24 protein-coding genes and 1 tRNA gene are annotated in these 26,296 nt (G+C 47.8%); 8 read left to right on the top strand and 17 right to left on the bottom strand.

Annotation, left to right across the window (positions count from 1 at the left end; all coding sequences use genetic code 11):
- Positions 1-32 precede the first annotated feature (32 nt).
- Entirely contained in the window at positions 33-1,058 is a 1,026-nt protein-coding gene (locus M0L20_RS27575; protein WP_248480402.1) for a M28 family peptidase, read from the top strand.
- Between the two features lie 83 nt (positions 1,059-1,141).
- A complete protein-coding gene (locus M0L20_RS27570) occupies positions 1,142-1,522 on the top strand; it encodes a hypothetical protein (protein WP_232560516.1) in 381 nt (126 codons plus the stop codon).
- A gap of 55 nt (positions 1,523-1,577) precedes the next feature.
- On the opposite strand, the gene nadD is transcribed toward M0L20_RS27570, so the two are convergent.
- The 6 genes from nadD to M0L20_RS27540 all read right to left on the bottom strand — a co-directional run bounded on the left by nadD (position 1,578) and on the right by M0L20_RS27540 (position 7,051).
- Positions 1,578-2,150, bottom strand: coding sequence for a nicotinate (nicotinamide) nucleotide adenylyltransferase (gene nadD, locus M0L20_RS27565; RefSeq protein WP_248480401.1), 573 nt, complete (start codon positions 2,148-2,150; stop codon positions 1,578-1,580).
- A 68-nt stretch (positions 2,151-2,218) separates the two neighbouring features.
- The gene (gene gmk / locus M0L20_RS27560) at positions 2,219-2,818 is read right to left on the bottom strand and encodes a guanylate kinase (RefSeq protein WP_232560514.1); all 600 of its coding nucleotides are present in this window, start codon (positions 2,816-2,818) and stop codon (positions 2,219-2,221) included.
- Positions 2,819-3,280: 462 nt separating this feature from the next.
- Positions 3,281-3,961 carry a sigma-70 family RNA polymerase sigma factor gene (locus M0L20_RS27555; protein ID WP_232560513.1) on the bottom strand — a complete coding sequence of 227 codons (681 nt, stop codon included), beginning with the start codon at positions 3,959-3,961 and terminating at the stop codon, positions 3,281-3,283.
- 248 nt (positions 3,962-4,209) lie between these two features.
- On the bottom strand, positions 4,210-4,722 hold the full coding sequence (locus M0L20_RS27550) for a hypothetical protein (RefSeq protein ID WP_248480400.1): 513 nt from the start codon (positions 4,720-4,722) through the stop codon (positions 4,210-4,212).
- Between the two features lie 88 nt (positions 4,723-4,810).
- On the bottom strand, positions 4,811-5,614 hold the full coding sequence (locus tag M0L20_RS27545; protein WP_232560511.1) for a (Fe-S)-binding protein: 804 nt from the start codon (positions 5,612-5,614) through the stop codon (positions 4,811-4,813).
- A gap of 60 nt (positions 5,615-5,674) precedes the next feature.
- Positions 5,675-7,051, bottom strand: a complete 1,377-nt coding sequence (locus M0L20_RS27540; protein WP_248480399.1) for a 4Fe-4S dicluster domain-containing protein — start codon at positions 7,049-7,051, stop codon at positions 5,675-5,677.
- A gap of 124 nt (positions 7,052-7,175) precedes the next feature.
- Here M0L20_RS27540 and M0L20_RS27535 point away from each other — a divergent pair.
- Together M0L20_RS27535 and M0L20_RS27530 are read left to right on the top strand one after the other, a co-directional pair.
- A tRNA-Phe gene (locus M0L20_RS27535) sits at positions 7,176-7,251 on the top strand.
- A 273-nt stretch (positions 7,252-7,524) separates the two neighbouring features.
- Entirely contained in the window at positions 7,525-8,412 is an 888-nt protein-coding gene (locus tag M0L20_RS27530; RefSeq protein WP_248480398.1) for a DUF2279 domain-containing protein, read from the top strand.
- On the opposite strand, the gene M0L20_RS27525 is transcribed toward M0L20_RS27530, so the two are convergent.
- The 4 genes from M0L20_RS27525 to M0L20_RS27510 form a co-directional block, all read right to left on the bottom strand.
- On the bottom strand, positions 8,403-10,226 hold the full coding sequence (locus M0L20_RS27525) for a MutS-related protein (protein WP_248480397.1): 1,824 nt from the start codon (positions 10,224-10,226) through the stop codon (positions 8,403-8,405). The two genes, M0L20_RS27530 and M0L20_RS27525, sit on opposite strands and share 10 nt — an antisense overlap.
- A 95-nt stretch (positions 10,227-10,321) precedes the next feature.
- Positions 10,322-10,738 carry a Fur family transcriptional regulator gene (locus M0L20_RS27520; protein WP_232560507.1) on the bottom strand — a complete coding sequence of 139 codons (417 nt, stop codon included), beginning with the start codon at positions 10,736-10,738 and terminating at the stop codon, positions 10,322-10,324.
- 50 nt (positions 10,739-10,788) lie between these two features.
- On the bottom strand, positions 10,789-12,594 hold the full coding sequence (locus M0L20_RS27515; RefSeq protein WP_232560506.1) for an ABC transporter ATP-binding protein: 1,806 nt from the start codon (positions 12,592-12,594) through the stop codon (positions 10,789-10,791).
- Between the two features lie 90 nt (positions 12,595-12,684).
- Positions 12,685-13,677: a gliding motility protein GldB-related protein gene (locus tag M0L20_RS27510; RefSeq protein WP_248480395.1), complete on the bottom strand. Its 993-nt coding sequence runs from the start codon at positions 13,675-13,677 to the stop codon at positions 12,685-12,687.
- A gap of 39 nt (positions 13,678-13,716) precedes the next feature.
- On the opposite strand from M0L20_RS27510, the gene M0L20_RS27505 reads away from it, so the two are divergent.
- A complete protein-coding gene (locus tag M0L20_RS27505) occupies positions 13,717-14,613 on the top strand; it encodes a porin family protein (protein ID WP_232560504.1) in 897 nt (298 codons plus the stop codon).
- Positions 14,614-14,672: 59 nt separating this feature from the next.
- On the opposite strand, the gene hisF is transcribed toward M0L20_RS27505, so the two are convergent.
- From hisF to M0L20_RS27475, 6 genes are all read right to left on the bottom strand, one after another.
- Positions 14,673-15,428 (bottom strand): imidazole glycerol phosphate synthase subunit HisF, encoded by a 756-nt coding sequence (hisF, locus tag M0L20_RS27500; RefSeq protein WP_248480393.1) that lies wholly within the window; start codon positions 15,426-15,428, stop codon positions 14,673-14,675.
- Entirely contained in the window at positions 15,428-15,850 is a 423-nt protein-coding gene (locus M0L20_RS27495) for a GNAT family N-acetyltransferase (protein ID WP_248480391.1), read from the bottom strand. The genes hisF and M0L20_RS27495 overlap by 1 nt, the downstream gene beginning before the upstream one ends.
- Positions 15,851-15,861: 11 nt before the next feature.
- Positions 15,862-16,515 carry a hypothetical protein gene (locus M0L20_RS27490; protein ID WP_248480389.1) on the bottom strand — a complete coding sequence of 218 codons (654 nt, stop codon included), beginning with the start codon at positions 16,513-16,515 and terminating at the stop codon, positions 15,862-15,864.
- Between the two features lie 11 nt (positions 16,516-16,526).
- On the bottom strand, positions 16,527-17,249 hold the full coding sequence (hisA, locus tag M0L20_RS27485; protein WP_248480387.1) for a 1-(5-phosphoribosyl)-5-[(5-phosphoribosylamino)methylideneamino]imidazole-4-carboxamide isomerase: 723 nt from the start codon (positions 17,247-17,249) through the stop codon (positions 16,527-16,529).
- Between the two features lie 62 nt (positions 17,250-17,311).
- On the bottom strand, positions 17,312-17,899 hold the full coding sequence (hisH, locus tag M0L20_RS27480; RefSeq protein ID WP_248480385.1) for an imidazole glycerol phosphate synthase subunit HisH: 588 nt from the start codon (positions 17,897-17,899) through the stop codon (positions 17,312-17,314).
- Between the two features lie 181 nt (positions 17,900-18,080).
- Positions 18,081-18,992: a DUF72 domain-containing protein gene (locus M0L20_RS27475; protein ID WP_248480383.1), complete on the bottom strand. Its 912-nt coding sequence runs from the start codon at positions 18,990-18,992 to the stop codon at positions 18,081-18,083.
- 162 nt (positions 18,993-19,154) lie between these two features.
- On the opposite strand from M0L20_RS27475, the gene M0L20_RS27470 reads away from it, so the two are divergent.
- Both M0L20_RS27470 and M0L20_RS27465 read left to right on the top strand, forming a co-directional pair.
- On the top strand, positions 19,155-21,806 hold the full coding sequence (locus tag M0L20_RS27470) for a valine--tRNA ligase (RefSeq protein ID WP_248480381.1): 2,652 nt from the start codon (positions 19,155-19,157) through the stop codon (positions 21,804-21,806).
- Between the two features lie 187 nt (positions 21,807-21,993).
- Positions 21,994-22,512: a D-glycero-alpha-D-manno-heptose-1,7-bisphosphate 7-phosphatase gene (locus M0L20_RS27465; protein WP_232560496.1), complete on the top strand. Its 519-nt coding sequence runs from the start codon at positions 21,994-21,996 to the stop codon at positions 22,510-22,512.
- A 334-nt stretch (positions 22,513-22,846) separates the two neighbouring features.
- Here the strand turns inward: M0L20_RS27465 and M0L20_RS27460 are convergent, their stop codons facing one another.
- Positions 22,847-24,331, bottom strand: a complete 1,485-nt coding sequence (locus tag M0L20_RS27460; RefSeq protein ID WP_232560495.1) for a type III PLP-dependent enzyme domain-containing protein — start codon at positions 24,329-24,331, stop codon at positions 22,847-22,849.
- Between the two features lie 244 nt (positions 24,332-24,575).
- Between M0L20_RS27460 and M0L20_RS27455 the strand changes: the two genes are divergently transcribed.
- On the top strand, positions 24,576-25,967 hold the full coding sequence (locus tag M0L20_RS27455; RefSeq protein WP_248480379.1) for a UDP-N-acetylmuramate--L-alanine ligase: 1,392 nt from the start codon (positions 24,576-24,578) through the stop codon (positions 25,965-25,967).
- Positions 25,968-26,296 lie beyond the last annotated feature (329 nt).

The following is a 26,296-nucleotide window of genomic DNA, read 5'->3' as shown; positions in this document are numbered from 1 at the left end:
GCTGATCTGGAGATTGGCCCACTTTTATCTGCATGACCAGAACCATCACCCTTTCCGCCGTAGCCTTTCTGATGGCTTTTAGCAGCTGCAAAACCAAACAGAACGAAAGCGATACCACTCAGACAACGGAACAAACGAGCACCGTTACGGCGCCTGCTTTCAACGCTGACTCTGCTTATACGTATATTGATCAACAGGTTAAATTCGGGCCACGCGTGCCGAACACACCGGCACACGTTCAAACGGGAAATTACCTGGCGGCCAAGCTAAAGCAGTTTGGCTGTGAGGTTATTGAGCAGAATTTTGTGGCTACGACCTGGGATGGCAAGAAGCTAAACGCCCGAAACATCATCGGCAGCATTAATCCCAAGGCGACTAAACGAATTGTGCTGGCATCGCACTGGGATTCGCGCCCCCATGCCGATCAGGACTCCGACAAAGCAGACCAATCGAAGCCCGTTACGGCCGCTAACGATGGCGCCAGCGGTGTTGGTGTTTTGTTAGAACTGGCTCGCACTATTCAACAGAGTCAGCAAAAGCCAACCGTTGGCATCGATATCATTTTCTTCGACGCCGAAGACTGGGGTAACGGCGAAAAAGCCGCGAACGATTTCGAGAAAGAAAGCGGCAATCAGTACGATTATATTGGTTTCTGCCTGGGCTCCCGTTACTGGTCTAAAAACCTACATAAACCAGGCTACTCGGCGTATTACGGCATTCTACTGGATATGGTTGGCGCTAAAGGAGCCACGTTCGCCAAGGAAGGGCTGTCTATGCAATTTGCACCAACAGTTGTCAACAAAGTCTGGCAAACGGCCAGTCAGGCAGGCTACAGCCAGTATTTCGTTGATACCACTGGCGGACAAATCACTGACGACCATGTTGCTCCGAATACAATCGCGAAGATCCCAATGATCGATATTATTCATACGAACATTGGCACAGGTGGTTTCTTCCCAGCCTGGCACACTGCTGAGGATGACATGAGCAATATCGACCGGGGTACCCTCAAAGCCGTTGGGCAGACCTTGTTGCAGGTGCTTTACAACGAGCAATAAACAATAACAGGCAGCGGTGCAAAGGACCTAATCGTGGCTATCGATTGCGTTCTTTGTGCCGCTGCGTTGAAACAGTACGTGTTATGAAATTTTTGTACGGACTTTTAGTGGCTGTTCTGCTATCGGGTTGTAGCTCGGCGCCAGACCAGTTTGGTAAACTGGATCTGAAAAAATGGCGTGGTGACCGGGGTGGTTGTAATGGCGTCCGAGCCAAATTGGTACCCGACTTTAAAGCGGAGATTCAAAACCTGAAAGGAAAAACAGCCAACACCATCGGTGAATTGCTCGGACGGCCAGACGTTAATCAGATTGAGGACCGTAACCAGAAATTTTACATCTACTTTCTGGAAAAAGGACCGCAATGCGATCAGGCGGGCGCTAAATCAAACAGCCGTTCCGTTGCTATTCGCATGAGTGCCATCGGCCTTGCAACCGAGATCACGTTTCAGAACGGCCTTCCGTAATACGAGTATCCTGTCCGCCAATGTAATCCTCGATTATGCGAACAGGATGCCCAGGTTACAGGTAAAACTTCTTGCGTGTAATCATCTCCTCCACCACTTCGGGCACCATGTAGCGAATTGGACGATTTGCGCGGATGCTTTCGCGAATAAACGTAGCGGATATATCCAGCAACGGCGATTCGACCAAGCGCACATTAGCGTGCGTTACAAACGGACTGGCAACGGCACGCGGTCTTGGGTAAACGTACAAACCGTAGTACTCCAGAATCTTATCGTAGTTCTTCCAGTTCGCAAACTGCTCAAGGTTATCTTCCCCCATGATCAGCCGGAATGAATGCTGCGGGTATTTTTCGCTCAGCCGCGTCAACGTGTCGATTGTATAGCTCGGCTTGGGCATCGAAAACTCAATATCTGTAGCTTTCAGGCGGCTATTGTCGGCAATGGCGCGTTCGACCATATCGAACCGGTCAAACTCATGCAGCAAGCTTTTCGTTTTTTTGAACGGGTTCTGCGGGGAAACAACAAACCATACCTGTTCCAGATCAGTCATATTCGCCATCGTGTTGGCAATGATCAGATGACCAATGTGAATCGGGTTAAACGAACCGAAAAATAAGCCGATTTTCATAAAAGCGAGGAGCACCAAGCGAGAAATAAGGTGAACATACGTTCTCTATCCTCATCCCCACTTTCTGTCTAAATAATGGTTCCTTTGGCTGGTACGCTGTTTTCTTGAACAAAATTGTCGACGAGTTTCTGCGCTTTTGCCAGCGACGTTTCCAGTTCATCATTTACCAGAATGACATCGAAACGATCTTTAAAGCTCATTTCGAAGTGCACTTTGAACAACCGCTTCGATAAACTTTCTTCGGTTTCTGATCCCCGCCCGATCAGTCGTTGCCGTAGCGTTTCTTCATCAGGGACCTGTACAAAAACGGCTAATGCTTTGTCGCCGTAATATTCTTTTAATTTAAGACCACCCTGAACGTCAACATCAAACAGTACGTGCTTACCGCTTTCCCATACCCGTTCGATCTCCGATTTTAACGTTCCGTAAAAAGCGCCCGTGTAGACTTCCTCCCACTCCACAAATTCGTTACTGTCGATCTTTTGTTTGAACACCTCGGGAGTAAGAAAATAATAGTCCTTGCCATTCTCTTCGCTTCGTCCCCGACGGTCGCGGGTGCAGGCGGAAATGGAAAAGCCGAGATTCGTATTCTCGGCCAGCAAATGCTTGACGATTGTGGTCTTGCCCGAACCAGAAGGGGCCGAAAAAATAATGAGTTTGCCGTCCAAAGTGGGTAATGAATTAATTGTAAATAAGACAATTGGGGTAATCAAGGCTGCCTTGGTAAGCACTTCCTTAATTACCCCAATGTGTGTATAGTAACGACTAACTGAAAGTCAGAATTTTAGATTTGATCGTTGCCACTAACTGCTCAGGGCAGCACCGCTTTTCTATCCGTTTTGCTAACAGTTCTTTTACTTCTTTTTCGAGATGGTACATCTCAATGCAAGGCTTACAGGACTCTAGGTTTGCTCTCAGCTTATCAAGCTGCTGTTCAGTAGCTTCTCCGTCCACGATTAATTGTATCATCTTGAGACAGTCTGTCCTATGATCACAATGTTCTTTCATCTCAGACTTTACATTAGATGACGATGGCAACGACGTTTGCATTGGAAAAGTTATATTTATTCCAAGAATAATAATACGTTAAGTTATTAGCAGAACCAAATTATAGTTAGAAAAAGTTCGGTTTATTCGTCATTTTCTTCATTATAACCCATCGAAGATGCGTAATCCCGCAATTTTTCTTTCAACAGGTTACGAGCACGGTGTAATCGGGATCGAACTGTACCAATCGGAATGTCTAAAATCTTAGCCATTTCCTCGTAGGTGAATCCTTCGATATCGCAAAGGATAATTACGGTCCGAAAATCTACCGGCAACGAATTTAATGCTGTTGCCACTTCATCACCGATCAGATCAGAAACTGACTCAGCCCGTAGATCAACAGTGTGCTCGGTTTCGGCATCTTCAGAATTGTAGGTGGTTTCTACATCCTGGTAATCAACCTTGGCGGGCTCTTTGCTTTTCTTCCGATAATCGTTGATGAAGCTGTTCTTCAAAATCCGAAACAGCCATGCTTTAGCGTTAGTTCCTTGTTCAAAAGACGAAATAAACCGAAACGCTTTTAAGTAAGTATCCTGCACGAGATCGTTAGCATCGTCCTCGTCGGTTGTCAGGCGAAAAGCAAAATTGTACATGGAGTCAATGTGCGGCATGAACTCCTTGTTGAAAATTCGATATTTCTGCTCATCGGTATATCCACGAGCAGGAGTATCGGCCGAGGGCTGTTCAGTTGGATCGCCGTCGGGTAGCAATTGGTCGTCGTCGCGAGTTGGCGTATCTGACATAACTTCTTGTATGGTCGCCATAAAAGTAAGAGTTAATTGCCTTTTACCGTCGGCAATACTAAACGAATTCGATAATTATGTGTTATCAATCCGCTTTGTTGTATTAGAACTTGACTACAAAAATCACTCCTTTGTTCAAAAAATAACTCAAAATCAAGCCAATATGACGATTTGGCAGTGAACGTTTCGAAATGCTTTACTGTTAAAGCCAATCAGCCGCTACCCGATCGAATCGTTAGCGGCTGATTGGCTTGTGTATTTACGTATTTCTAGGCACTAACGGATTTGAAATACCGCTTTAGCCAGGAGTCGGCAGCTCTGACATGCCAGTCTGACAAAAACTCCGCTTTCGTTTTGACCAGCGTGTTAAAAACAATCGTTTCGGTCGTCAGGAGCCCATCGGCAACGGCAGCTTTGATCGTGGGTAGTGGATACACCGTAACCGAACCGTTGTCAGACTGTACCGCTGCCGACCGATCAAGAAAATTGACCGGCTCACTGCTCGCGCTAAGTTGCTGACTTATCTCCTGTAAGGTTCGAACCGAGCTGTCAATCGAACAGCCACTCGGCAAGGTATAGCCTTCATCGACACCTACGACAATAAACCGATTCTCGATTACCAATGCTGATGCCAGCAAAGGCTGTCCGTGAGCACTCCACTGGCCGAGCGCCGGTTGTAGAGCCGCATTGATCGCATTCACCTCCCTGTCGGCCAGCGGACGGTTTGCCTGATACACCCACACACGGGCGTCCTGGGGCAGTTTGTCAAAGTCAACGTACATATCCAGTTTCTAGTTATCAGTTAACGGCAGTCAAGAATCGAGCGAACCACTTTCTTCGGTGATCTTTCTTGACACCTACACACTGAATTTACAACCCCTGTCCCTGCGCGATGAGTTCCGAAATGTCGTACACTCGAACCGAGTCCTCCCGATTCTTATTTTTGACCCCGTCTGACATCATCGTCATGCAAAATGGGCAAGCTACTGCAATCGTATCGGCACCGGTACCTAGAGCCTCCTCTACCCGCTCGACGTTCACATCTTTGGTACCAGGTTCCGGTTCTTTAAAGTATTGCCCGCCACCAGCACCGCAGCAGAGTCCGTTGGCCCGTACGCGTTTCATCTCGACCAGATCGGCATCCAGGGCGGCTAACACATCGCGGGGCGCTTCATAGATTTTATTCGCCCGGCCCAGGTAACAGGAATCATGGAAGGTTATCCGCCGTCCTTTAAACGACTCACCATCTTTAACGCGTACACGCCCTTCGTTGATTAGCCCTTGTAAGAACTGCGAATGGTGAATAACCTCGTAGTTTCCGCCCAGTTCTGGATACTCGTTCTTGAGCGTATTGAAACAATGCGGACAAGCCGTTACGATCTTCTTGATGTTGTAGCCATTCAACACCTGAATATTCGCCATGGCCTGCATCTGAAACAAAAACTCGTTTCCCGCCCGACGCGCTGGGTCACCCGTACAGGCTTCCTCCGGTCCCAGAACGGCAAATTTGATACCTACGTGGTTTAGAATGCGAACGAAGGCAATGGTCACACGTTTATAGCGATCATCGAATGAGCCAGCGCAGCCAACCCAAAATAGAATTTCCGGTTCATCGCCCGACGCGGCCATGTCGGCCATTGTCGGTACTGTATATGTTTTTACTTCCTGTGTCATGCGTATGGTTCTTTGATGAATACGTTGATGCGGCTTATAATCGCCAGAATCGAAGTGTGCCTATTTAACTTCATTAACCTGATCGGCCCAGTTAAACCGGTCGCTTGGCGAAAATTTCCAGGGAGCCATGTTGTTTTCGATATTGCTGAACATCGCGTTCCAGGAAGCGGGCGCCTGCGATTCTTCCATGACCCGGTAACGCCGTAACTGAAGAATAATATCCAGCGGATTAATGTTGATCGGACAAGCGTTTACGCACGCCTGGCAGGTCGTACAGGCGTTCAATTCTTCGGCGGTGATATAATCCCCCAACAGCGACTTATCATCCTGGTAGTCGTTTCCGTGCGTTTGCCAGCCCCGCTGAATATCTTCCATCCGATCGCGGGTATCCATCATGATCTTCCGGGGAGAAAGTTTTTTGCCGGTGATATTAGCCGGACAGGCGGCTGTGCAGCGACCACACTCCGTACAGCTGTAAGCATTCATGAGGTTGATCCATTTCAGGTCCTGCACGTCTTTCGCACCAAATCGACCGACTTCTGCCGGTTGCTCACCATTGTCGTTTACTTGCGATCCATCTGCACCCGTTGTAACCGGTAAGCCTAAAGCAAGCTGTACTTCTTTGGTAATTTCAGGCATATTCTGCATTTCTCCTTTTGGTTGTAAATCGGAGAAATACACGTTGGGAAAGCCCAAAGCGATATGCAAGTGTTTCGAGTAGGTGACATATACGGCAAAAGCCAGAATGCCCAGGATATGCAACCACCAGGCAGTACGTTCGTAAGCAACCAAAGCGGTATCACTAAAACCCGCAAATAGCGGTTTGAGATACTGGCTAATTAGAAAATCAGGGACGACACCTTGCAGCTCACCGTAATGACCGACACCCCGATCGCGCAGGATACTATCCGACGCATTCCAGGTAAGAAAGGCGACCATTAGTACAATCTCGGCAACGAGAATAATGGTTGCGTCCGAAACAGGCCAACCTCGTAACTCGCGGTGACGCTCAGCCTGCAACCGACTAACGCGGGCAATAAACCGGCGACATAAAAAGACAACGCAAACCGCCAGAACGCCAAATGCAAGCACTTCAAACACATCAATCAGGATGGGATAAACCGGCGTAATGTACGGCGCAAACAATCGGTGCGTGCCTAAAATGCCGTCCAGGATAATTTCCAGGATTTCAATATTGATGATAATAAATCCGGCGTAGATGACAAAGTGCATGACACCCACCAATGGATTTGCGAACATCTTTTTCTGTCCAAACGCAACTAACAGCATCGTCTTCAATCGCTCGTCAGCATGATCGAATCGGTTCTCCGGACGACCTAAATTAATGGCTCGTGCGATAAGCCGAACGCGTTTGGTTATGTACCATGCCGTAGCTGCCAGTGCCACGACGAATAAAATTTGCTGAAAAATTTCCATTTATTTTTGAGTCAAATCACCTGTTAATCAAATAATTGAGAAAGATGACAGAATTTTATTAAAAATATTTTTGGTCAATCTATTGCAAAAATGCTCAAGCGACGTACTTTTGCACCCACGTTTCGGTGATGTAGCTCAGTTGGTAGAGCAAAGGACTGAAAATCCTTGTGTCGGCGGTTCGATTCCGTCCATCACCACCACCTTAACGTAAGCCTTCCCATTGGGAAGGCTTTTTTTTGGCCGTTGTTGCCCGTATTGCTTCCGATTTTCATTAGGAAAGTGTCATTTACTTTTGCAATAGTATGCTTGCATACTATTGCAAATATACGGCTTTCTTTAGTCCTAACAAGGGCGGACAGTTCTTGTTTTGGATTTTGCCCAGTTGGAAGAGCATAATTTTGACTAGCGCAATTTTTCTCTATCAGACATGTATGTAACTTTATTCGCCGAAAGTGGCTCTTACATACTATCTTGTGAAAACGCTATTTCTAGTACTAGCTCTTACTTCGTCATCGGATACGTTGCCGGTTTCATCGGACAGCAGCCGAATGCAGTCCAGCACGACCAAAGCAGGCCGAGTGTGGGCCGTTGGAGCAACCTCACTACTGACACTTGGATCAAGCTATGCTTATCTCGAGCGAACGTGGTGGAACGGTAAAGGAACCGCTTTCCATTTTGACGAAGGGCGGGATTTGACGTATGCCAGCGGCCTCGATAAAGTAGCCCACTTGGTAGGTGGCGTTTTTGTATCCGATGCGTATTATAACGCCTTTCGCTGGGCGGGTGTAGCACCCCGAAAAGCCCAATGGCTAGCGTTGAGTGCAGCAGCGTTCGTTGAGGTAGGAATCGAACTAAAAGACGCTTATTCGCCGACGTATGGATTTAGCTGGCGCGATGTGACAGCCGGTACCCTCGGTGGTTTCTGGCCTATGCTGCAACACCGCTCTGCGTTTTTGCAAGATGCTCAGTGGAAGGCTAGTTACTGGCAGCAGACACCCAAGTATTTTGACGAACGCGGTATCCCACGCCAGCGCTTTTCCATCGACGACTACTTGAACCAGACGTATTGGTTTTCTTTCTCGGCGGGCCGTTTTGGTGGGCAACGCTGGCAAAACACATGGCCTGACTGGTTGCAACTATCGGTCGGTATGGGACTGGAAGCCGAAAGCTGGAGCGTCCGCCACGACGGTCTGGGTGGCCGCCATGAATGGTATATTGCGCCAGATATAAACCTGATCAAACTTTTCAAACCACGTAGCGCAACGGCGAAGCTGATTTTAGGCTTTTTCAAATACATAAAGATTCCGGCACCGACGCTACAAATTGGTCCCAAGCTTCGCTGGTACTGGTTCTATTTCTGAACGGCATCGATTTCAATCCCGATTGCCTGCATCAGCTGACTGGCATTGAAGCTTTTGCAGATACCATCACGAAGCGTGTAATCGAACAGCAATTCACCATTGTGTAGATCGGACTGGAAATGATAATTACGAACAAAATCACTGGAATCCGTCAACTGACCAAGCTCAAGATCGTGCGTTGATACAAAACCCGAAGCCGTTGTACGGTGCAGTTGGCGAATCAAAGCCTCCGCGCCCCGGTGCCGGTCGACGGAATTGGTTCCTTTTAGAATTTCGTCCAGAAAATAAAGCACGGGCACACTACCCGGCAGGGTAGTAGGTGACTGCTTAGAAAGGTTGATAAGCGTCTGTAGGCGCTTTAATTCAGCGTAAAACGAGGAAGTACTTTCTTCGAGCGAATCCTGCGTACGCATGCTGGTAAACACCCGTACCGGCGAACACACAAACTCTTTTGCGCTGACCACGGCGCCCGCCAGAGCCAGGATAACGTTTGCCCCAACGGTACGCAGAAACGTACTTTTTCCCGACATATTTGAACCCGTGATCAGGATCGTTTGCCCACTACCCACTAGCGTAAGCGAGTTGGCTACACTACGATCCGGCGGTAATAAAGGGTGGGCTGCCAACTTGATTTTTAGCGTTAGCTGATCATCAACAATGTCTGGAGTGGCGTAGGTTGGGTGAGCATAGGAAAACCCAGCCAAGCTATTCAGTGCTTCCAGTTCACCTAATGCATCGAACCAGCGACTCAGATGAGGACCATGTTCTTTCCGCCAGTGTTCTAGCCGGAACAGGTAATGAATATCCCACAAGGTGGCAATACCGAAAAAAAGATAGAAATACGGATTACGTCGGTAGTTCAATCCTTCGGTTAGCTGGAATAACTGGCCAATCGCTTCGGAAGCTGACTTGTCGGTTGACTTCAGCGCATCTCGAATAGCCTGTAATCGTAACGCCTGACCTTTTACCTGTTCAGCATATTTATACAACGTCTGGTACGACCAAAGAGCGGCTGATATCTCAAACGTCTGTTCGCTCACTTCTTTAGCACGGGCCGAAGTTTGACTCAGCATACCACTGTGAACAGCCAGTGCCAATAAGACAGCGACTCCGGGCACATAACCGGTCAGCCAGGCAATAACTATCCCAAGTGTGATGGCGGGAAATACAAAGCGTACGATGTTCAGGTAGCCCGGTAAGGGCGTAACATCCGCCGTGGCCCATTTTACCAATTCTTCTGGCGAACGGGTAATTGTTTCCTCCGTGTACGCCAAGGCTTCAAACTGTTGCCGCCAATCAAGATCCGCTTTCAATTCGGTGGCTGCTTGCTGGCGAAGCCGAATAGCATCCGGTCCGGATGGTGTTTGTAGCCAGGTCGCTAGTCGATTCTGTCCCTCGTGCGTGTGCGTACGATTGAGTAGTCGAAACAACGAATGCTTGCCGAACACGTCCAGGTCGCCCGCGTAGTAATGCGCAGGATTAGCAAATTGTTCGCCAGTTTCAGGGCGCAAATAACGTCGTTCAAGACGAGCCGCTTCATCCCGGTTAACAAAGACCAGATGATGATTGATATCGCGTTGGACACGAACGGCCTGATGTTTTTTCAACAAAAACAGAAAACCAACCAGGCCAATGAGCAAAGCACCCACAGCGCCCAATTGCTGATCAAGGCGGATGAGTAACCAGACGCCCGCAACACTGCCTACAAACCAGACAAGTCGCCAGAACGCTAATTGGTTATACTGCTGCTGGGCTACCTGCTCGGCTTTACTGAATTGCTGCTCGCGTTGCTGAAAGGTGTTCTCAATGGTCATAGGGTTGTTATAAAAAAATCGGCAGTGCAAACACTGCCGATTGGTAACGTATCGATTCGTTGGCCATAGCTCATTTGATAGAACTAAGCTTTTGATTACTTATTGCAGTCCTGACAAACGCCCTGAATCAATAGATTCATTTCTTTCCGGTCGTACCCTTCCGGTAGGGCAATGGTAGGAATTCGAACCTGATCCAGGCAAGTTGTTTGTCCGCAATGTTCGCACTTGAAATGCACATGGTCGTGGTGGTGATGACCTGCCGCGCAGGTTTCCCGGCACAGCGCATATTTGGTTCCACCTTCGTCGTCGAGTACTTTGTGAAGAAGCCCTTTGTCCAAAAACGTTCGGAGCGTCCGGTAGATGGTTACCCGGTCGTGATCAGGTCCTAACCCATTCTCAACATCATTGTGTGCCAGCGCATGACCAGCGTTCAGAAACAAATCCAGCACTTCCTCCCGACCGTTGGTATGCCGAAGGTTAAAGTCTTTCAGGGTTTTAGCGGCTGAATTCATTTCACGTTATGATTCAAATTTGTTGCTTATCGTATCAAAACAACAAACGGTTATTCAATCGTTTCAAATTGCAATTTAACCAGATTCGCGTAGATACCATCTTCCTGAAGCGCTAATTCGTCATGCGTACCGGCTTCGGCAATCTGGCCTTCGCGAATTACATAAATCCGGTCTACCTTACGAATCGTCGCCAGCCGATGGGCGATAATGATCGTTGTCCGGTTCTGCATCAGCTCGTCCAGTGCTTCCTGCACCAGTTTCTCCGATTCGGCATCCAGCGAACTGGTTGCTTCGTCAAGAATTAGAATAGCCGGATCTTTCAGGATAGCGCGGGCAATGGCAATGCGTTGCCGCTGCCCACCCGATAGTTTAACACCCCGTTCGCCCACAACCGTCTGAAACCCTTCGGGAAACGAGTCAACAAATTGCAGGGCATTGGCTTTGCGGGCGGCTTCCCGTACTTCCGCTTCCGTTGCTCCTGGTTTACCGTATTGAATATTTTCCAGAATTGTTCCGCCAAACAGAATCACTTCCTGAGGTACAACAGCAATATTCTTACGCAATTCGGTAATGTTGAAGCTCGTCAAGTCGCGGTCATCTACGGTAATCTGACCGCTACCGTTGTCGTAATACCGCATTAGTAACTGTACGATCGTCGACTTGCCGGCTCCGCTCTTACCCACCAGCGCAATCTTCCGACCGGCGGCAACGTCCAGCGAAACCCCTTTCAAAACGGGTACATCAGGCCGCGCGGGGTACGAAAAGTGAACGTCATTAAACTGAACGTGACCTTGCACCGGCACAAAAAGTGGGGTTTCCTGATTCGCATCTACCTCCGAAGGTTCTTCCAGAATTTCGAGAATTCGTTCCGACGCACCGATTGTCCGTTGTAGCTGTGCGTACAAGTCGCCCATACCGGCTACCGAACCGCCGATGAAGGTGGTATAAACGATAAAGGTTAGCAGGTCAGAAAAAGGCATTTCGTTGGACAACACCAGCGAACCGCCGTACCATACGACACCGATGATGCCACCGAACAAAGCGAAGATAATAAACGACACAAAAACACCCCGGTAGCTAGCCGACCGAAGCGCGGTGTTAACGACACGATTCAGGGCGGTACCGTACCGATTAATTTCTATTTTCTCGTTCGTGAATGCCTTGACAATATTGATCGATTGCAGCGTCTCTTCCACAATCACGTTCGCCTGAGCCAGCAAATCCTGCGCCTGCTTCGACAGCTTCCGAATGAACCGGCCAAAGACCATAGCCGCTACGATGATAACCGGAAAGGTAGCCAGCATAAACAAAGTCAACTTCCAGGACACGTAGAAAATAATGCCGGTACCAATCACCAGCGTGGCAACCTGCCGAAAAAGCTCCGCCAAGGTAAGCGTCAGTACATCCTGTAGCTGCGACACGTCAGCCGAGATCCGACTGGTTAGTTCGCCGACACGCCGTTTTTCGAAAAACGGGATGGGCAGGGTTATGATTTTGCTGTACGTAGACCGGCGTACGTCGGCCATAGCCCGCTCACTCACCTGCGAAAAAAAGTAGATTCGGCAGAACGAAAAGATCGCCTGAGCGACCAGTACGCCCACAAAAAACAGCGTTACCTGATTCAGCGTAAACGCCGATTGTCCCTGGATTACGCTGGTGATCTGCCCAATCAGCAAACCAAAGCTCATGGTGGTACCCGTCGACAGCACCAGGAAAACAAACCCAATGATATACTGAAGCCGGTATGGTTTTACAAATCGAAAGATGCTCAACGCCTTTTTGACGCCTTCCCGATTGATTTTTTTCTTATCCTCCTGACTGGCCTCCTCGCCAAAAGATCTTCCTCGCTTTGCCATTAGTGGTAATTATTCTCGATAACTGCTTTTTAAGCGTGTCGTTAATCGGTCAAAAATATTGTGCGCTTTGGGTTATCGCTATGACAACAATCAATTGTCTTTTTGACCTTTATAACCGGATTGTTCAAAAATCTGCCGCGCGTCACTGTTGCGCATCAGTTCGGCAATACTAACACCGGAATGCTCGTCGTGATACCGCCCGACGATTCGCCAGCCGACCCAACGCCCGATGGCACCGGGACAACCTTGTCCAATTTCTGCCGTAAAGGGCCGCTCATTCAAATATCGCTGTTTTATAGCAGGATTAGTCTGATACAGCAGTTGATTTTCAATAAAATGCCCCCAAACAATGTCCTGCGCGTTAAACGTTTCGGTCAGTTGCTTGTCTGAGTATCCGATAAGCAGGCTGTCCGCAATCGGTTCGCCGTCTGAACCCGCTACCATCGATTTCGTAAACACGTACCCTTTTCCATAGTACACCATGTCGGCCAACATCGTTTGATCTCTACGGTTCGTCGCGTTGTATTTGTCAGAAATGGCGAAAACGACCGCCGGAGCGATGTATTCTTTCTGGTACCGGCGCAAGACGTACTGTGGAAATTCGGGACCACGTGGTCGATACTTCGCGTTGGGACCGGCAAAGTAATCGATGCCAATAACGATCAGGCTGTCGGTAACGACTAAATCGGGTCCGGCAAAACCGGTTACAATGGTCGCTATTTTGGGAGAGCGAAAGTCAGGAAAGTCTTTTTTGATCTTGGTAAAGGCTTCACCGAGTTGCTTTCTCAAATCAGCCATATCGCCAAACTCGGCTTCGACCTGTTGGTGCAGTTCATTCAAAGCCGGATTATTTATCCGGTTGGTCAATTCTCGAACAAGCGCTGTATCATTTCCGGCCCCGTTCGCGTTAAAGTACAATTGAGCTACTGATGGGTTCTGATTCAGAAAGGTCCGAACACCGTCAGCCGATTTGGCCGAAAATAGTTGTTGGTCTAGCCGGATAAGCGTGATGTCTTCGTTTTTTGTGCACGAAGCCAATAAAAACAAGCAAAAAAGCCCTGCAAGGGCTATCCTTAGTCGCATGAAACTCACTGGTTTTCTGTATTGAAAACGTACAAAATTATGAAAAAAGTTGCAGGGTTGGGTTTGATTTTGGTTCTGCTGACCGTCATCAGCGCCTGGGCACAGTCATCGTCGCCCGCCCTTTACCGATTAAGAACGAAACAATCGAGCGTAACAGAGAAACGATTCCGTAAAATTTTGGGGGATAATTACGACGGACAGGATCAGAACCGCCGTGATTATGATGATGACCGCAAACGTCGGCGCAAAAAACAGCAGACTACTGATTCGGACGAAAATAATGGATACGGATCGGGACCCGATTACGCCTGGCCGACGCACCTCATCGAAATGAGCATTCGCTTTGCGCCCTCGCTTGATTTGAACACCGCAGAAGGATCCGGTAATTACGCTGGTTTCCGACCCAATGGCGCAGGCGTTCGGATGAGTGTCGGCCCATCGCTGGATTACTTTTTCTTCAAGAATCGCTACGCCTTTGGAACGGGTCTCTGGTATACCATCAAACGGTCGGGGTTTCAAATGCCCGGTACGTTTGGGCAAAACATCTGGAATCCGGGGGCTCCCGAAAAAGAATCGGTCTACAACCTCCAGTACCTGCAAATACCCCTGACGGTAAAGTTGTTTGCCAACAACATAGCGCCAAACATGCGCTTATACATTCAGACGGGGGGGCTGGTAAGCGTAAAGCTAGCCGAAAAAGCGTTGGATCAGGCCCGGAATGGATTGTATACGGCAGAGAATGGAGGCAATAGCCGTCACTATGGATTCGGCGATGTTGAACTACTGCTTGGTACGGGTGTACAATACAAAATCAACCAGAATAACGCGTTTAACATCGGCATGAGCTATCAACGCGGGCTGATAAACGTAGCACGTGGCAGTCAACTGGTTTCCAAAAACCGAATCGTTTCGCTCGATCTGGGCTTCAAATTTTAGCAATGGCGTGGTGTCCGGTTTGAGAACCCGACACCACTCGAAAACGGGCAAAGCTCTGACTAAACCCGCATCTCTATTCCGTTTTCTCGTAAATACCCTTTTAAGGCCGGAATGTCAATTTCTTTGAAGTGGAAAATACTGGCCGCTAATCCGGCATCGGCTTTGCCCGTTGTGAAAACGTCCACGAAATGGTCCATTGTACCAGCCCCACCGGAAGCAATTACCGGAATGTTGGCAGCACCTGAAATCTGAGCGGTTAGCGCAAGCGCAAAACCCGCCTTTGTACCATCGGTATCCATCGACGTTAACAGGATTTCACCGGCTCCCCGCTCCTCTACTTCTTTGGCCCAGGCAATTGTGCGAAGAGCGGTAGGCTTACGTCCGCCGTGCGTATGAACGATGTGTTCACCGTCTACATACCGCGTGTCGATGGCTACGACCACACACTGGCTCCCAAACTCCAAAGCCAATTCATTGATCAAATCCGGATTACGCACCGCTGATGAGTTGATCGAAATCTTGTCGGCTCCGGCGTTGAGCAAAGCCGACACATCGGCTACCGAGGAAATACCGCCACCAACCGTAAACGGAATGTTGATTGTGTGCGCTACGTTGCGAACCAGTTCAATCAGCGTTTTTCGCTCGTCAACGGTAGCCGTTATATCCAGAAAAACCAGTTCGTCGGCACCCTGTTGCGCGTAAGCAGCCGCGAGCGCTACCGGATCACCAGCATCACGTAAGTTGACAAAATTGGTACCTTTTACGGTTCGTCCGTCTTTTATATCCAGACAGGGAATAATGCGTTTGGTCAGCATTAGTAGCTCGTAAACAGTTTAATAGACATTGTATTTTCGGGGCTATCAATCGGTTTGAAACCAAACCGCTCGTACAACCCATGCGCGTCGCGCGTAACCAGCATTATCCGGCGTAGGCCCTGTAAAGCAGGATAAGCCATTATAAAAGCTACCAGCTTCTTGGACAAACCTTTACCCCGGTGTTCGGGCAAAATGAAAACATCGGCCAGATAACCGAATGTGGCTAGATCAGTAACAACCCGAGCGAAACCAACCTGCCGATCTGCCCGATAAACCCCGAAGCAAAGCGAATTATCGATTGACCGCTGCACCAGTTCAATTGGAATGTTCTGGCTCCAATAGGCTTCGCGACTTAAATAACTGTGAATGACAGCTAAATCAAGTTTGGTTTTATCGTCGCTAACCGTGTATTCCTGAATCATGGTTTGTGCGTTTATTGAGTCGATTGGAAAGCGGGTGCCAGATCATGCAGGATGGCGACGACGTTACACAACTCTATAATTTCGGTCTTTTCTTTCACGTAGCCCAGCGGATTGCTGTATTCGTAGTCATGGTAGCTATCCTTGCCGAACACCTGAAAATAGTAGCCTTCACCATCTCCAATGATTATCCATTTGTTTCGTTTCCTTTTTGCTTTGACGCTAACCGTCCCATCCGGTTCGATTACATTCCAGGTCGAGTCCTTCTCCGGTTTCGGAAACAGCTGATCACGCAACGCAGTCATATCGGGTAACGTCAAGATATTGTGTTGCAGTAGCTTTTGCCAAAGCTCAACGGTAACGGGCCTATTGGAGTTAAACTCCGTAGCATGTTTAAATTCATGCTTATTCCACAGGATGATGGATTTAGTTACCGTAAACGTTTCCTTCCGCTTGATTAGTCGGTAAAGCATTTGCGCGTCTCCGTACTGCAATGACTGCCGATTCCAGATACGCACTTCGTAGTCACCTTCTTTCAGCTTTGGCTTTTTGAGTCGCATTTCGTCCGCCAGCTTTTGAAAACGACGCTGCCGTGTCGAGTCAGCCGAAGCGCGCAGACAGTTGGTTGATACCAGAAAAGCCAGGATCAGAAAGAAAGTACGACGCATATCAAATTCAGCTATTGGGCCGAAAAAAGACTTAATTCCTTCAGGCTTACCCGTCCTTCGTAAATCGCTTTCCCGACGATAACGCCAAAAACGTTCATATCAGCCAGCGTTTCAATATCAGCCATGTTGCTGACACCTCCGCTGGCAATGATTTTCAGATCGGGAAAGCGATCCTGCAGGTTTCGGTATAAGTCGAACGAAGGCCCCTGCAATAATCCATCCTTGGCGACATCGGTACTAATCACGTACTTGATGCTTTTCTCAACCCACTTTTCAACGAAATCATACACCCATACTTCGGTTGATTCTTCCCAGCCGCTCACAGCAATCTTTTCGTTTTTGGCATCCGCTCCCAAAATGATCGCTTCCGAGCCGTGCCGGGAAAGCCAGCGCTCCATCAGATCCGGATTTTTTACGGCTATGCTACCACCCGTAACCTGTTTAGCGCCACATTCGAACACGATCCGTAAATCATCGTCGGATTGAACTCCGCCCCCGAAATCGACGTGCAGCCGCGTTTTCGACGCAATTTGTTCTAATACTTTCCAGTTGATAACGCGTTTCTCCTTGGCCCCGTCAAGATCGACTAAGTGTAAGCGGGTCAGGCCAGCGTCTTCAAACTGCTGAGCCACTTCAAACGGGCGAGCGTTGTATTCTTTTTTCTGGTTGTAATCGCCCTGCGTCAAGCGAACAGCCTTGCCTTCGATGAGGTCTATAGCGGGAATGATATGCATAAGTAACGCGGACATCCTGTCCGCAGAGAAAGAGCAATAAACGGGCGAACAGGATGTTCGTGTTATAATTTCAAAAAGTTTTCCAATAGGCGCTGGCCGACGTCTCCGCTGATTTCGGCGTGGAACTGAGCCGCGTAAAAATTATCGCGGTGCAGCATGGCGCTGAACGGACGCACGTAATCGCAAACGGCGGTCGTTTCTGGACAAACGTCGGCGGCATAGCTATGAACGAAATACACATAAGCGTTTTCGGCTAGCCCTTCTGTCAAAGGGCCCTGCAAGGTATGAATACTGTTCCATCCGGTATGTGGCACTTTAAAACCGGGTTCTGCCGGAAACCGCCGAACATCGATATCGAAGATACCCATGCAGGTCGTATCGTTTTCTTCCGAATAACGGCACATGAGCTGCATACCGACGCAGGTTCCTAAAACAGGCTGTTTCAAGGACGGAATCAGCTTATCCAGTCCTCGTTCACGCAAGTAGGCCATAGCGGTACTCGCTTCGCCGACACCCGGAAAGATAACCTTATCCGCCGAACGAATTTCCGCTTCATCATCCGTCAGGAGGTAGTTTGCTCCCAGCCGATCCAGCGCGTACATCACAGACTGAACATTACCTGCGTTGTATTTAATTATGACAGTTTTCATACGTAAAAAAAGCCCGGCTCATTGGCAGAACCGGGCTTTGTATCTTGTGGGAATCAGGATTTTCTCTCCGAAAGCACAAACACGAGCGTCTCGTTCTGCTGCGTTACCGCTCAGAATGATGATGCCGATGTATTGCGATTGCTAAAGTCATAGAGCAAAAATAATGGGTCGGTCTGGCAAATCAAAACAAACTGCCTTGTACGACCTTGGGTTGTAAAACGGGTTCGCGCAGGTTTAAGCCGCAATGCTTGTTCAGTTCCCGAGTCCAATAAAGAATTAGCTCAGGTGCGGTGTCGTTTTCGGCACCGCCGTGAATAAACAGATAAGCCGTTTGCAATCCTTTCTCAAACCAGGTTTTAAGCCGTTGTATCCAGGCATTGGTACGTACATAATCGGTTTGGTGCCCCTCGTTTGCGATAAATCGAAGTGTCAAAACGGGGCTACTCAGTCCCATATGCAACACATCACGCCGACCGGCTACGTCTGTGATGACCACATGTCGGCGCAACACATAAAGCCGTTCAAGGGTCTGCTGCCACAAGGCAGCTTTACTGAACCAATCCGGGTGGCGAAACTCAACAGCTACATCCAGTTCGTCGGGTAAGCTCTTTAGGTACGCTTCTAATATCGGCCATTTGTCAGGTCCGAATGACGGCGGTAATTGCAGAAACGTCATTCCCAAGAACTCTTCGAGCCCTAATACGGCATTGACAAACTCTTCGGTTAAGGTTTCGCTGGCGATTAATTGCCGCTCATGACTGATAGACTGGGGAAATTTAGGGCAGTAGGTAAACCCTTGGGTTGCCTCGGCCTTCCATTTATCAATCATGTTCATTGTTGGAATCTGGTAATGCGTCAGGTTCAGTTCAATCGTATTGAACTGCCGGGTGTAGTAATGCAGGAAGTCACGCTCCTTCGCGTTGGACGGGTACACTTTACCTACATAGTCTTTATTGGCCCAGATAGGTCCGCCAATAAAGACGTTGGGCCGTTGAGTAGGTTCTACCCCTGCCCAGACCCGGGCGTTGAAAGCCGATCCGGGTGGTAAGGTTAAATTGACGGCGTCAAGGTTATGTATTTTTCCGAATTCCATAAATGACTGATGAAGTGTTACGTTAAAACGGCTAAAGACGGCCTTTCGTTTTTTCACCCTATTCAATTTAACTAATTTTGCTTTTTATCGGTAATACCGCTCCTTTTCTATTCATCTTCTGTTTGTTAGTTGGTAGGAATTTTTCCGGTTTCGACTGTTTCTATGATTTCAAAAACATACACCCCCCAGGACATTGAAGAAAAGTGGTATCAATACTGGCTTGATAACCAACTTTTTAAATCTACTCCCGACGAACGTGAGCCCTACACCATTGTCATTCCTCCACCGAACGTAACGGGGGTGCTGCACATGGGGCACATGCTCAACAATACGATTCAGGATGTTCTGATCCGTAAAGCCCGCATGGAGGGTAAAAATGCCTGCTGGGTACCCGGTACCGACCACGCGAGTATTGCTACCGAGGCTAAAGTGGTGGCTATGCTCAAGGAGCGAGGCATTAACAAGCATGATCTCACCCGCGAGCAATTTCTGGAATACGCCTGGGAATGGACGCACAAATACGGCGGCATCATTCTTAAGCAACTCCGAAAACTTGGTGCTTCCTGCGACTGGGACCGTACGCGCTTTACGATGGAACCAGCGCTTTATGAGTCAGTTATCGACACATTTGTTGACCTCTACAACAAAGGAAAAATCTACCGGGGTGTCCGGATGGTCAACTGGGACCCACAGGGATTGACCGCCGTTTCGGATGAAGAAGTTGTCACCAAAGAAGTTCAGCAGAAGCTGGTTTATATTCGGTACGACATAGCCGGAAGCGTAGGGCAGGATTCGATCACCATTGCTACGGTTCGTCCCGAAACGATCATGGCTGATGCAGCGATCGCGGTCAATCCGAACGACGAACGCTATAAGCACCTGCACGGTAAGAGAGCAATCATTCCGCTCATCAATCGCGAGATTCCAATTATCACGGATGAGTACGTCACGATGGATTTTGGCACGGGTGGCTTAAAAGTCACGCCCGCTCATGACCCAAATGACTATACGTTGGGTATCAAGCACAACCTGCCAACGCTCGACATTCTGAACGATGACGGAACACTGAACGAGAAAGCACAGATTTTGGTTGGCCAGGACCGTTTTGCGGCTCGGAAAGCAATTATCAAGCTACTCGAAGAATCGGGGAACCTGGTAAAAGCCGAGGAGTATAAATCGAACGTTGGTTTTTCGGAACGCACGAATGCCGTCATTGAGCCAAAGCTGTCGTTGCAGTGGTTCCTGAAGATGGACGAGTTGTCGAAGCCTGCGTTCGAAAACGTGATGAACGACACCGTTCAGCTTCATCCGTCGAAGTTCAAGAATATGTACCGTTCTTGGATGGAAAACCCGCACGACTGGTGTATTAGTCGCCAATTGTGGTGGGGGCAGCGGATTCCGGCCTTTTACATGCAGGACGGCACCGTAATCGTTGCCCGAAACAAACACGAGGCTCTGGAAAAAGTACAGCACGAGAAATTGCTGTTCGCCATGACCGAGGCCGATCTGACGCAGGATGAAGACGTGTTGGACACCTGGTTCTCGTCGTGGCTCTGGCCGATGTCGGTTTTCAAGCCGTCGGGCAATCCGGATGATCCTAAAGCTGGACCGCAGGATCTGGATTACTATTACCCAACCAACACGCTTGTTACGGGTTTTGACATTATCTTCTTCTGGGTAGCCCGGATGATTATTGCGGGTTACGAATACAAAAGTGAGCAGCCTTTTAAGGACGTTTACTTTACAGGTATGGTTCGGGATAAGCTGGGCCGGAAAATGTCGAAACAACTCGGTAACTCACCCGACCCGCTTGACCTTATCGAAAAGTATGGGGCTGATGGAGTCCGGACTGGAATGCTGTTCAGTTCAGCGGCTGGGAATGATTTGCTGTTCGACGAAAAACTGGTGGAGCAGGGCCGGAATTTCAGCAATAAGATCTGGAATGCTTTCCGATTGGTTAAAGGCTGGACGGTGATTGACGAAGCAAATCAGGCTACTACGAACAGCAATAACTTAGCTATCCGTTGGTTTGAGTCAAAGCTAAGTTTGACACTTACCGAAATTGAAGATCATTTCAGCAAATTCCGGATCTCGGACGCGTTGCAGGCTATCTACAAGCTTATCTGGGATGATTTCTGTTCGCAGTACTTGGAGCTGATCAAGCCAGGTTTTGAGCAACCAATTGACCGCGTCACGTACGATTCCACGATTAATTTCTTTGAACGGTTGATGGCCTTAGCTCATCCATTTATGCCGTTCATTACCGAAGAAATCTGGCAGGAGATTCGTGAACGGCAGACTGGTGATAGCATTTGCGTTGCTCCTTTTCCGAAAGCATCGACGGCTGACAACCAGATTCTGGCTGATTTTGACACATTGTTTGACGTAATCACAAACATCCGGAATATTCGCAATGCCAAGCAGATTTCGCCTAAGACCGAATTACCCGTATCGATCAAGACGGTAACGCCCGAACGCTTCCAGACGCTTGAGCCGCTGATACAGAAAATGGCCAACGTTTCGACGATTAGTTACGTCAACGAGAAAGCAGCTGGTTTGTCATTCCTGGTCAAAGGCGATGAGTTTTTTGTCGATATCGCTGGTGAAATTGACGTTGAACAGGAGGTTGCTGCTACGCGCAAAGAGTTGGAGTATAACATTGGCTTCCGGGAATCGACGCTTAAAAAGCTTTCGAACGAACGGTTTGTTGCTAATGCTAAGCTTGACGTCGTTGAACGGGAGCGGCAAAAGCTTGCTGATGCCGAAGCCAAAATTCAAGCGTTAGAGCAACGCCTTCAGGACTTAGGTGCCTGATTACTCTGAAGTGGGCCGATGCAGAAATTTTTTCCAGTTGCTCGACCGAGCCTGAAACGACTTTCTGCATTGGCTTAAATGGGAAAGAACATGTTCCCATTTAGTAAAACATACAAACAACCAAACCGACAATACAATTATTTCGTTGAATAGTTGTATTATTGTCTAAAACAAACCGTCAATCTTTATGAATAAGTGTGTTTTTCTGGACAGAGACGGCGTTCTAAATGAAGACCGGACTGACTACGTTTATCGTGTTGAGGATTTTATCATACCCGATGGCGTACCAGAAGCACTGCGCTCATTGAAAGATGCAGGTTACCTACTTATTGTAATTACAAACCAGGCAGGCATTGCGAAAGGGCTTTATACCCGTGATGATGTCATGGCCTGTTATAATTACTTGCAGGAGCAGTGCGGCCAGCTTATCGATGATATCTATTACTGTCCTCATCACCCAAATTACGACTCGGAATCGTTGACACGGAAGCCAGGCTCACTCTTGCTTGAAAAGGCCATGGCCAAGTACAATATCATTCCTGATGAGTCTTGGATGATTGGTGATGCTTTACGGGATATGCAGGCTGGTAAACGGGTAGGTGTTCGTACCGTCCGCATCGCTCACGAACCAGATCAATCGCCTGAATGCGACGGTAGTGCGACTAATCTGCTTGAAGCATCCCGATTTGTGTTGGGTCTTGCCTAACAAAAGCCCTCTGGAGTATTCAACGTCCAGAGGGCTTTTATTTGTTTTCACTAAGCTTCTTTCTACACACGTACCTGCGTTGGCGCGGCTTTCTGCACACTACCATAGGCTGGGCAGTTGGCCCTACGAGCGCATGACCCGAGCGATAAAGTCGCTAGCACAGCGCCTAAAATGAGTAGTCTTTTCATGAAATATTGCTACGTTTTGCTTACAATTTCAGATTGTTAAACGAAAATAATACCAAAAGTGGTATGTTCGTCTAACTTCTTTATTGTTCGGTGAACTTTGTCTAATGAGCCTGTTACAGTTCGCATCAGACTCATTAGACGTAAAACTACAGGTTATCTTCTTTCAGCAGCTCGGCTTCTACTTCCCGCTCTTCGGCGGCCTCGGTTGCTTCCAGCTCGGTCATACCCGGCTCTGCTCCGCCATAACCCAGAATTTTCAGCATCACTTCGCTATTCTGTTCAGGGGCAAACAAGCGGGACCGCAGGTTACCTTCTTCATCTTTATCAATGATTACATGCTGCGGGGCAGGAATCAGGCAGTGCTGAATTCCACCATAACCTCCCAACGACTCCTGATATGCTCCGGTGTGGAACAAACCAATGTACTGATCTTCCGAATCCTGATTAAAGATAGGTAAGTACAGATCGGCACTATGCGCTTCGGTATTATAAAAGTCGTGCGAATCGCAGGTCAAACCGCCCAGGTTTACTTTCTGGTACGGATTGTCCCAGTTGTTCACCGACAGCATGATATACTTCTGTCCGAGTCCCCACGAGTCAGGAAGCTGCGTAATAAACGAGCCATCGATCATGTACCACAGCTCTTTGTCGTTCTGTAGCTTCTGGTCGATGACTTTATAAATCACCGCTCCACTTTCGCCTACCGTATACGAGCCAAATTCCGTGAAGATATGGGGGACTGGTACGTTATTTTTGTTACAAATCCACTGAATGCTCTCCACAATCTGGTCGATCATGGCCTGGTAATCATATGTGAACTGGAACGACGTTTGGATAGGCATTCCACCGCCGATATCAATCGAATCGAGATCGGGGCACACCTTCCGTAGTTCACAGTATTTGTACATAAACCGGCTCAGCTCACTCCAATAGTAAGCACTATCTTTAATACCTGTATTGATAAAGAAGTGCAGCATCTTGAGCTTGAACTTCTCGTTCGGCTGAATTTTACTGCGATACAGCTCGTTAACATCGCTGTATCGGATGCCCAGACGGGATGTGTAGAACGCAAAATTCGGCTCTTCGTCCGTAGCGATCCGGATGCCAAAATTGACGCTATCTGCCGTTATCGAGTTTTCGTAAGCCTCGATCTCTTTTAGATTGTCGAGAACAGGCACACAGTTGAACCCATCATTGATCAGTTCACTAATGTACTGAGTATACAAAGGCCGTTTATAGCCGTTGCAAATGATGTATGTACTTTTCGAAACCTTACCCATCTTATACAATTCCCGAATAATAGGAATATCATAAGCAGATGAGGATTCGAGATGGATATTATTTTTCAGTGCTTCCTCGAGCACAAACCGGAAATGGGATGACTTCGTACAGTAGCAGTAGGTATAGCTCCCTTTGTAATTATACCGCTTCATGGCATTTCTGAACAGCAACTTAGCGTGTTCGATATGCTCGGTGATTTTCGGCAAATACGTTAATTTGAGGGGCGTTCCATACTGTTTGATAATGTCCATCAATGGTACATTGTTGAACATCAATTCATTATTCTCAACATTGAATTCCCGCGTCGGAAACTCAAATGTCTGGTCGATCAGGTCATAATAAGTCTTCATCCCTAGCTTCGGCGCATAAAATGGGGTTTGTGTTTCTCAAAAACAGGCGCGAATTTGGGTTCTAAAATCGGGCTTTCCAAGTACTATCCATTCGCAAGATAGTCAACGAAAATGCCGCGGGTTTGATTCGAATAACGATAAAATTTAATAGTAGGTAAATCGGCTTTCCTGGCCGTTCGTTCTCCTTCTTGCATCAAACCAAAAAGAAACCCTACTTTTGCCGCTCGACACTGACTTTTTTCGAATGCCCAAGGCTATCCATTTCATCTCAATTGGTGGTAGTGCAATGCACAATCTCGCTTTAGCGCTCCAGCAACAAGGTTTTACAATTACTGGCTCCGACGATGAAATCTATGACCCGTCTAGAACCCGACTACAGCAGCATAGTCTTCTACCGGCTACGGCTGGCTGGTTTCCAGAAAAAATTCACACGGGCTTAGACGCGGTCATCATTGGTATGCACGCTCGCCGGGATAATCCGGAATTAGTCAGGGCGCAGGAATTAGGTTTGGCGATTTATTCCTATCCGGAATTTCTTTACCAGCAATGTCAGCAGAAACAACGCGTGGTTATCGCCGGAAGTCATGGCAAAACGACTATCACTGCCATGATTTTGCATTCCTTGGCGTTTCATAATCGAGCTTTTGACTATCTGGTAGGCGAGCAGACCGAAGGTTTCGAGACTATGGCTAAGCTTACACCAGAGGCACCTATCATTATTATTGAAGGGGATGAGTATGCTTCTTCGCCAATCGATCCACGTCCTAAGTTTTTACATTATCAACCGCATATCGCCCTGATTAATGGAATAGCCTGGGATCATGTAAATATTTACCCTTCCTGGGAATCGTACGTCGACCAATTTGAATTGCTGGCTGAAGCAATGCCTAAAGCAGGTATCTTGATTTTTGATGAATCAGATAATATGCTCGATGTAATTGGACAGAAAGAACGAACCGACATTACAAAAATACCCTATCAGGCCCATCTTAGCGAAGTAAGGAATGGCCAAACCTATTTGATTACCAAACAAGGAACAAAAATACCGGTCTCCTTCTTTGGCGAGCACAACATGAAGAATGTTACTGGTGCGATGACTGTTTGTGATCGTATTGGCATTACAGAGGATCAATTCTACGCAGCAATTCAAACGTTTAAGCCAGTAGCTTTACGACTACAAAAAATAGCCGAAATCTCGGTACCCAATTCAGTCAACAGAATCAGTTTTCACGACTTTGCTCATTCACCAGCCAAGGTTGAAGCGTCAACAGAAGCAGTTAAGCATCAGTACCCAAATCAACGCTTGTTGGCCATAGTAGAACTTCATACGGTAAGCAGCTTAAGCAAAACCTTTCTAGATGAATACAAAGGTACTGTAGATACCGCCGACCAAGTTGTTGTCTACTTCAACGCTAACACGCAGGCTTACTTAAATTCGGCTAGTCCTATACGTCCAGAGGATGTTACAAACGCCTTCGGACATAGAAACTTAAAAGTCTTTACAGAACTCGAAGCTTTAAAAGAATACATGTTAGCTCAAGTCAGCACAGTTGATATTCTTTTGTTTATGAGTTCAGGTGTGTTCGACGGATTGGATATAAAAGCGATCAGCGACAAGTTAATACAAGCCTCATAAAGCGAATCGCTCTGTGGACTATTCCCTATTCGCACTAGCTTATCATTCGCTCAATAGGGCGATTTAATTCCATTTGTCTATGTTTAGTTGATGTCTCAAGCGCGGCTTTTCTACTGCTTTCAAAACATCAACTAGGTATAGCCAACCGTTTACCCGTTTTATTTGTGGGAGTGCCCACAGCTTGGTAGTTGAATAGGCTCCAATAGCAAAAGGCCGCTAGCTCTCGCTAACGGCCTTTCCCCTCAATATCACCAGGTGGCACCTTCCTACTCTCCCGCTTGTGACAGCAGTACCATCGGCAGTACGGGGCTTAACGGCTCTGTTCGAAA

It is taken from the genome of Spirosoma liriopis (genome assembly GCF_023196085.1).
Classification (GTDB): Bacteria; Bacteroidota; Bacteroidia; order Cytophagales; family Spirosomataceae; genus Spirosoma; species Spirosoma oryzicola.
Note: the sequence above shows the minus strand (reverse complement) of the source record. Positions and strands in the feature narration are given on the sequence as shown.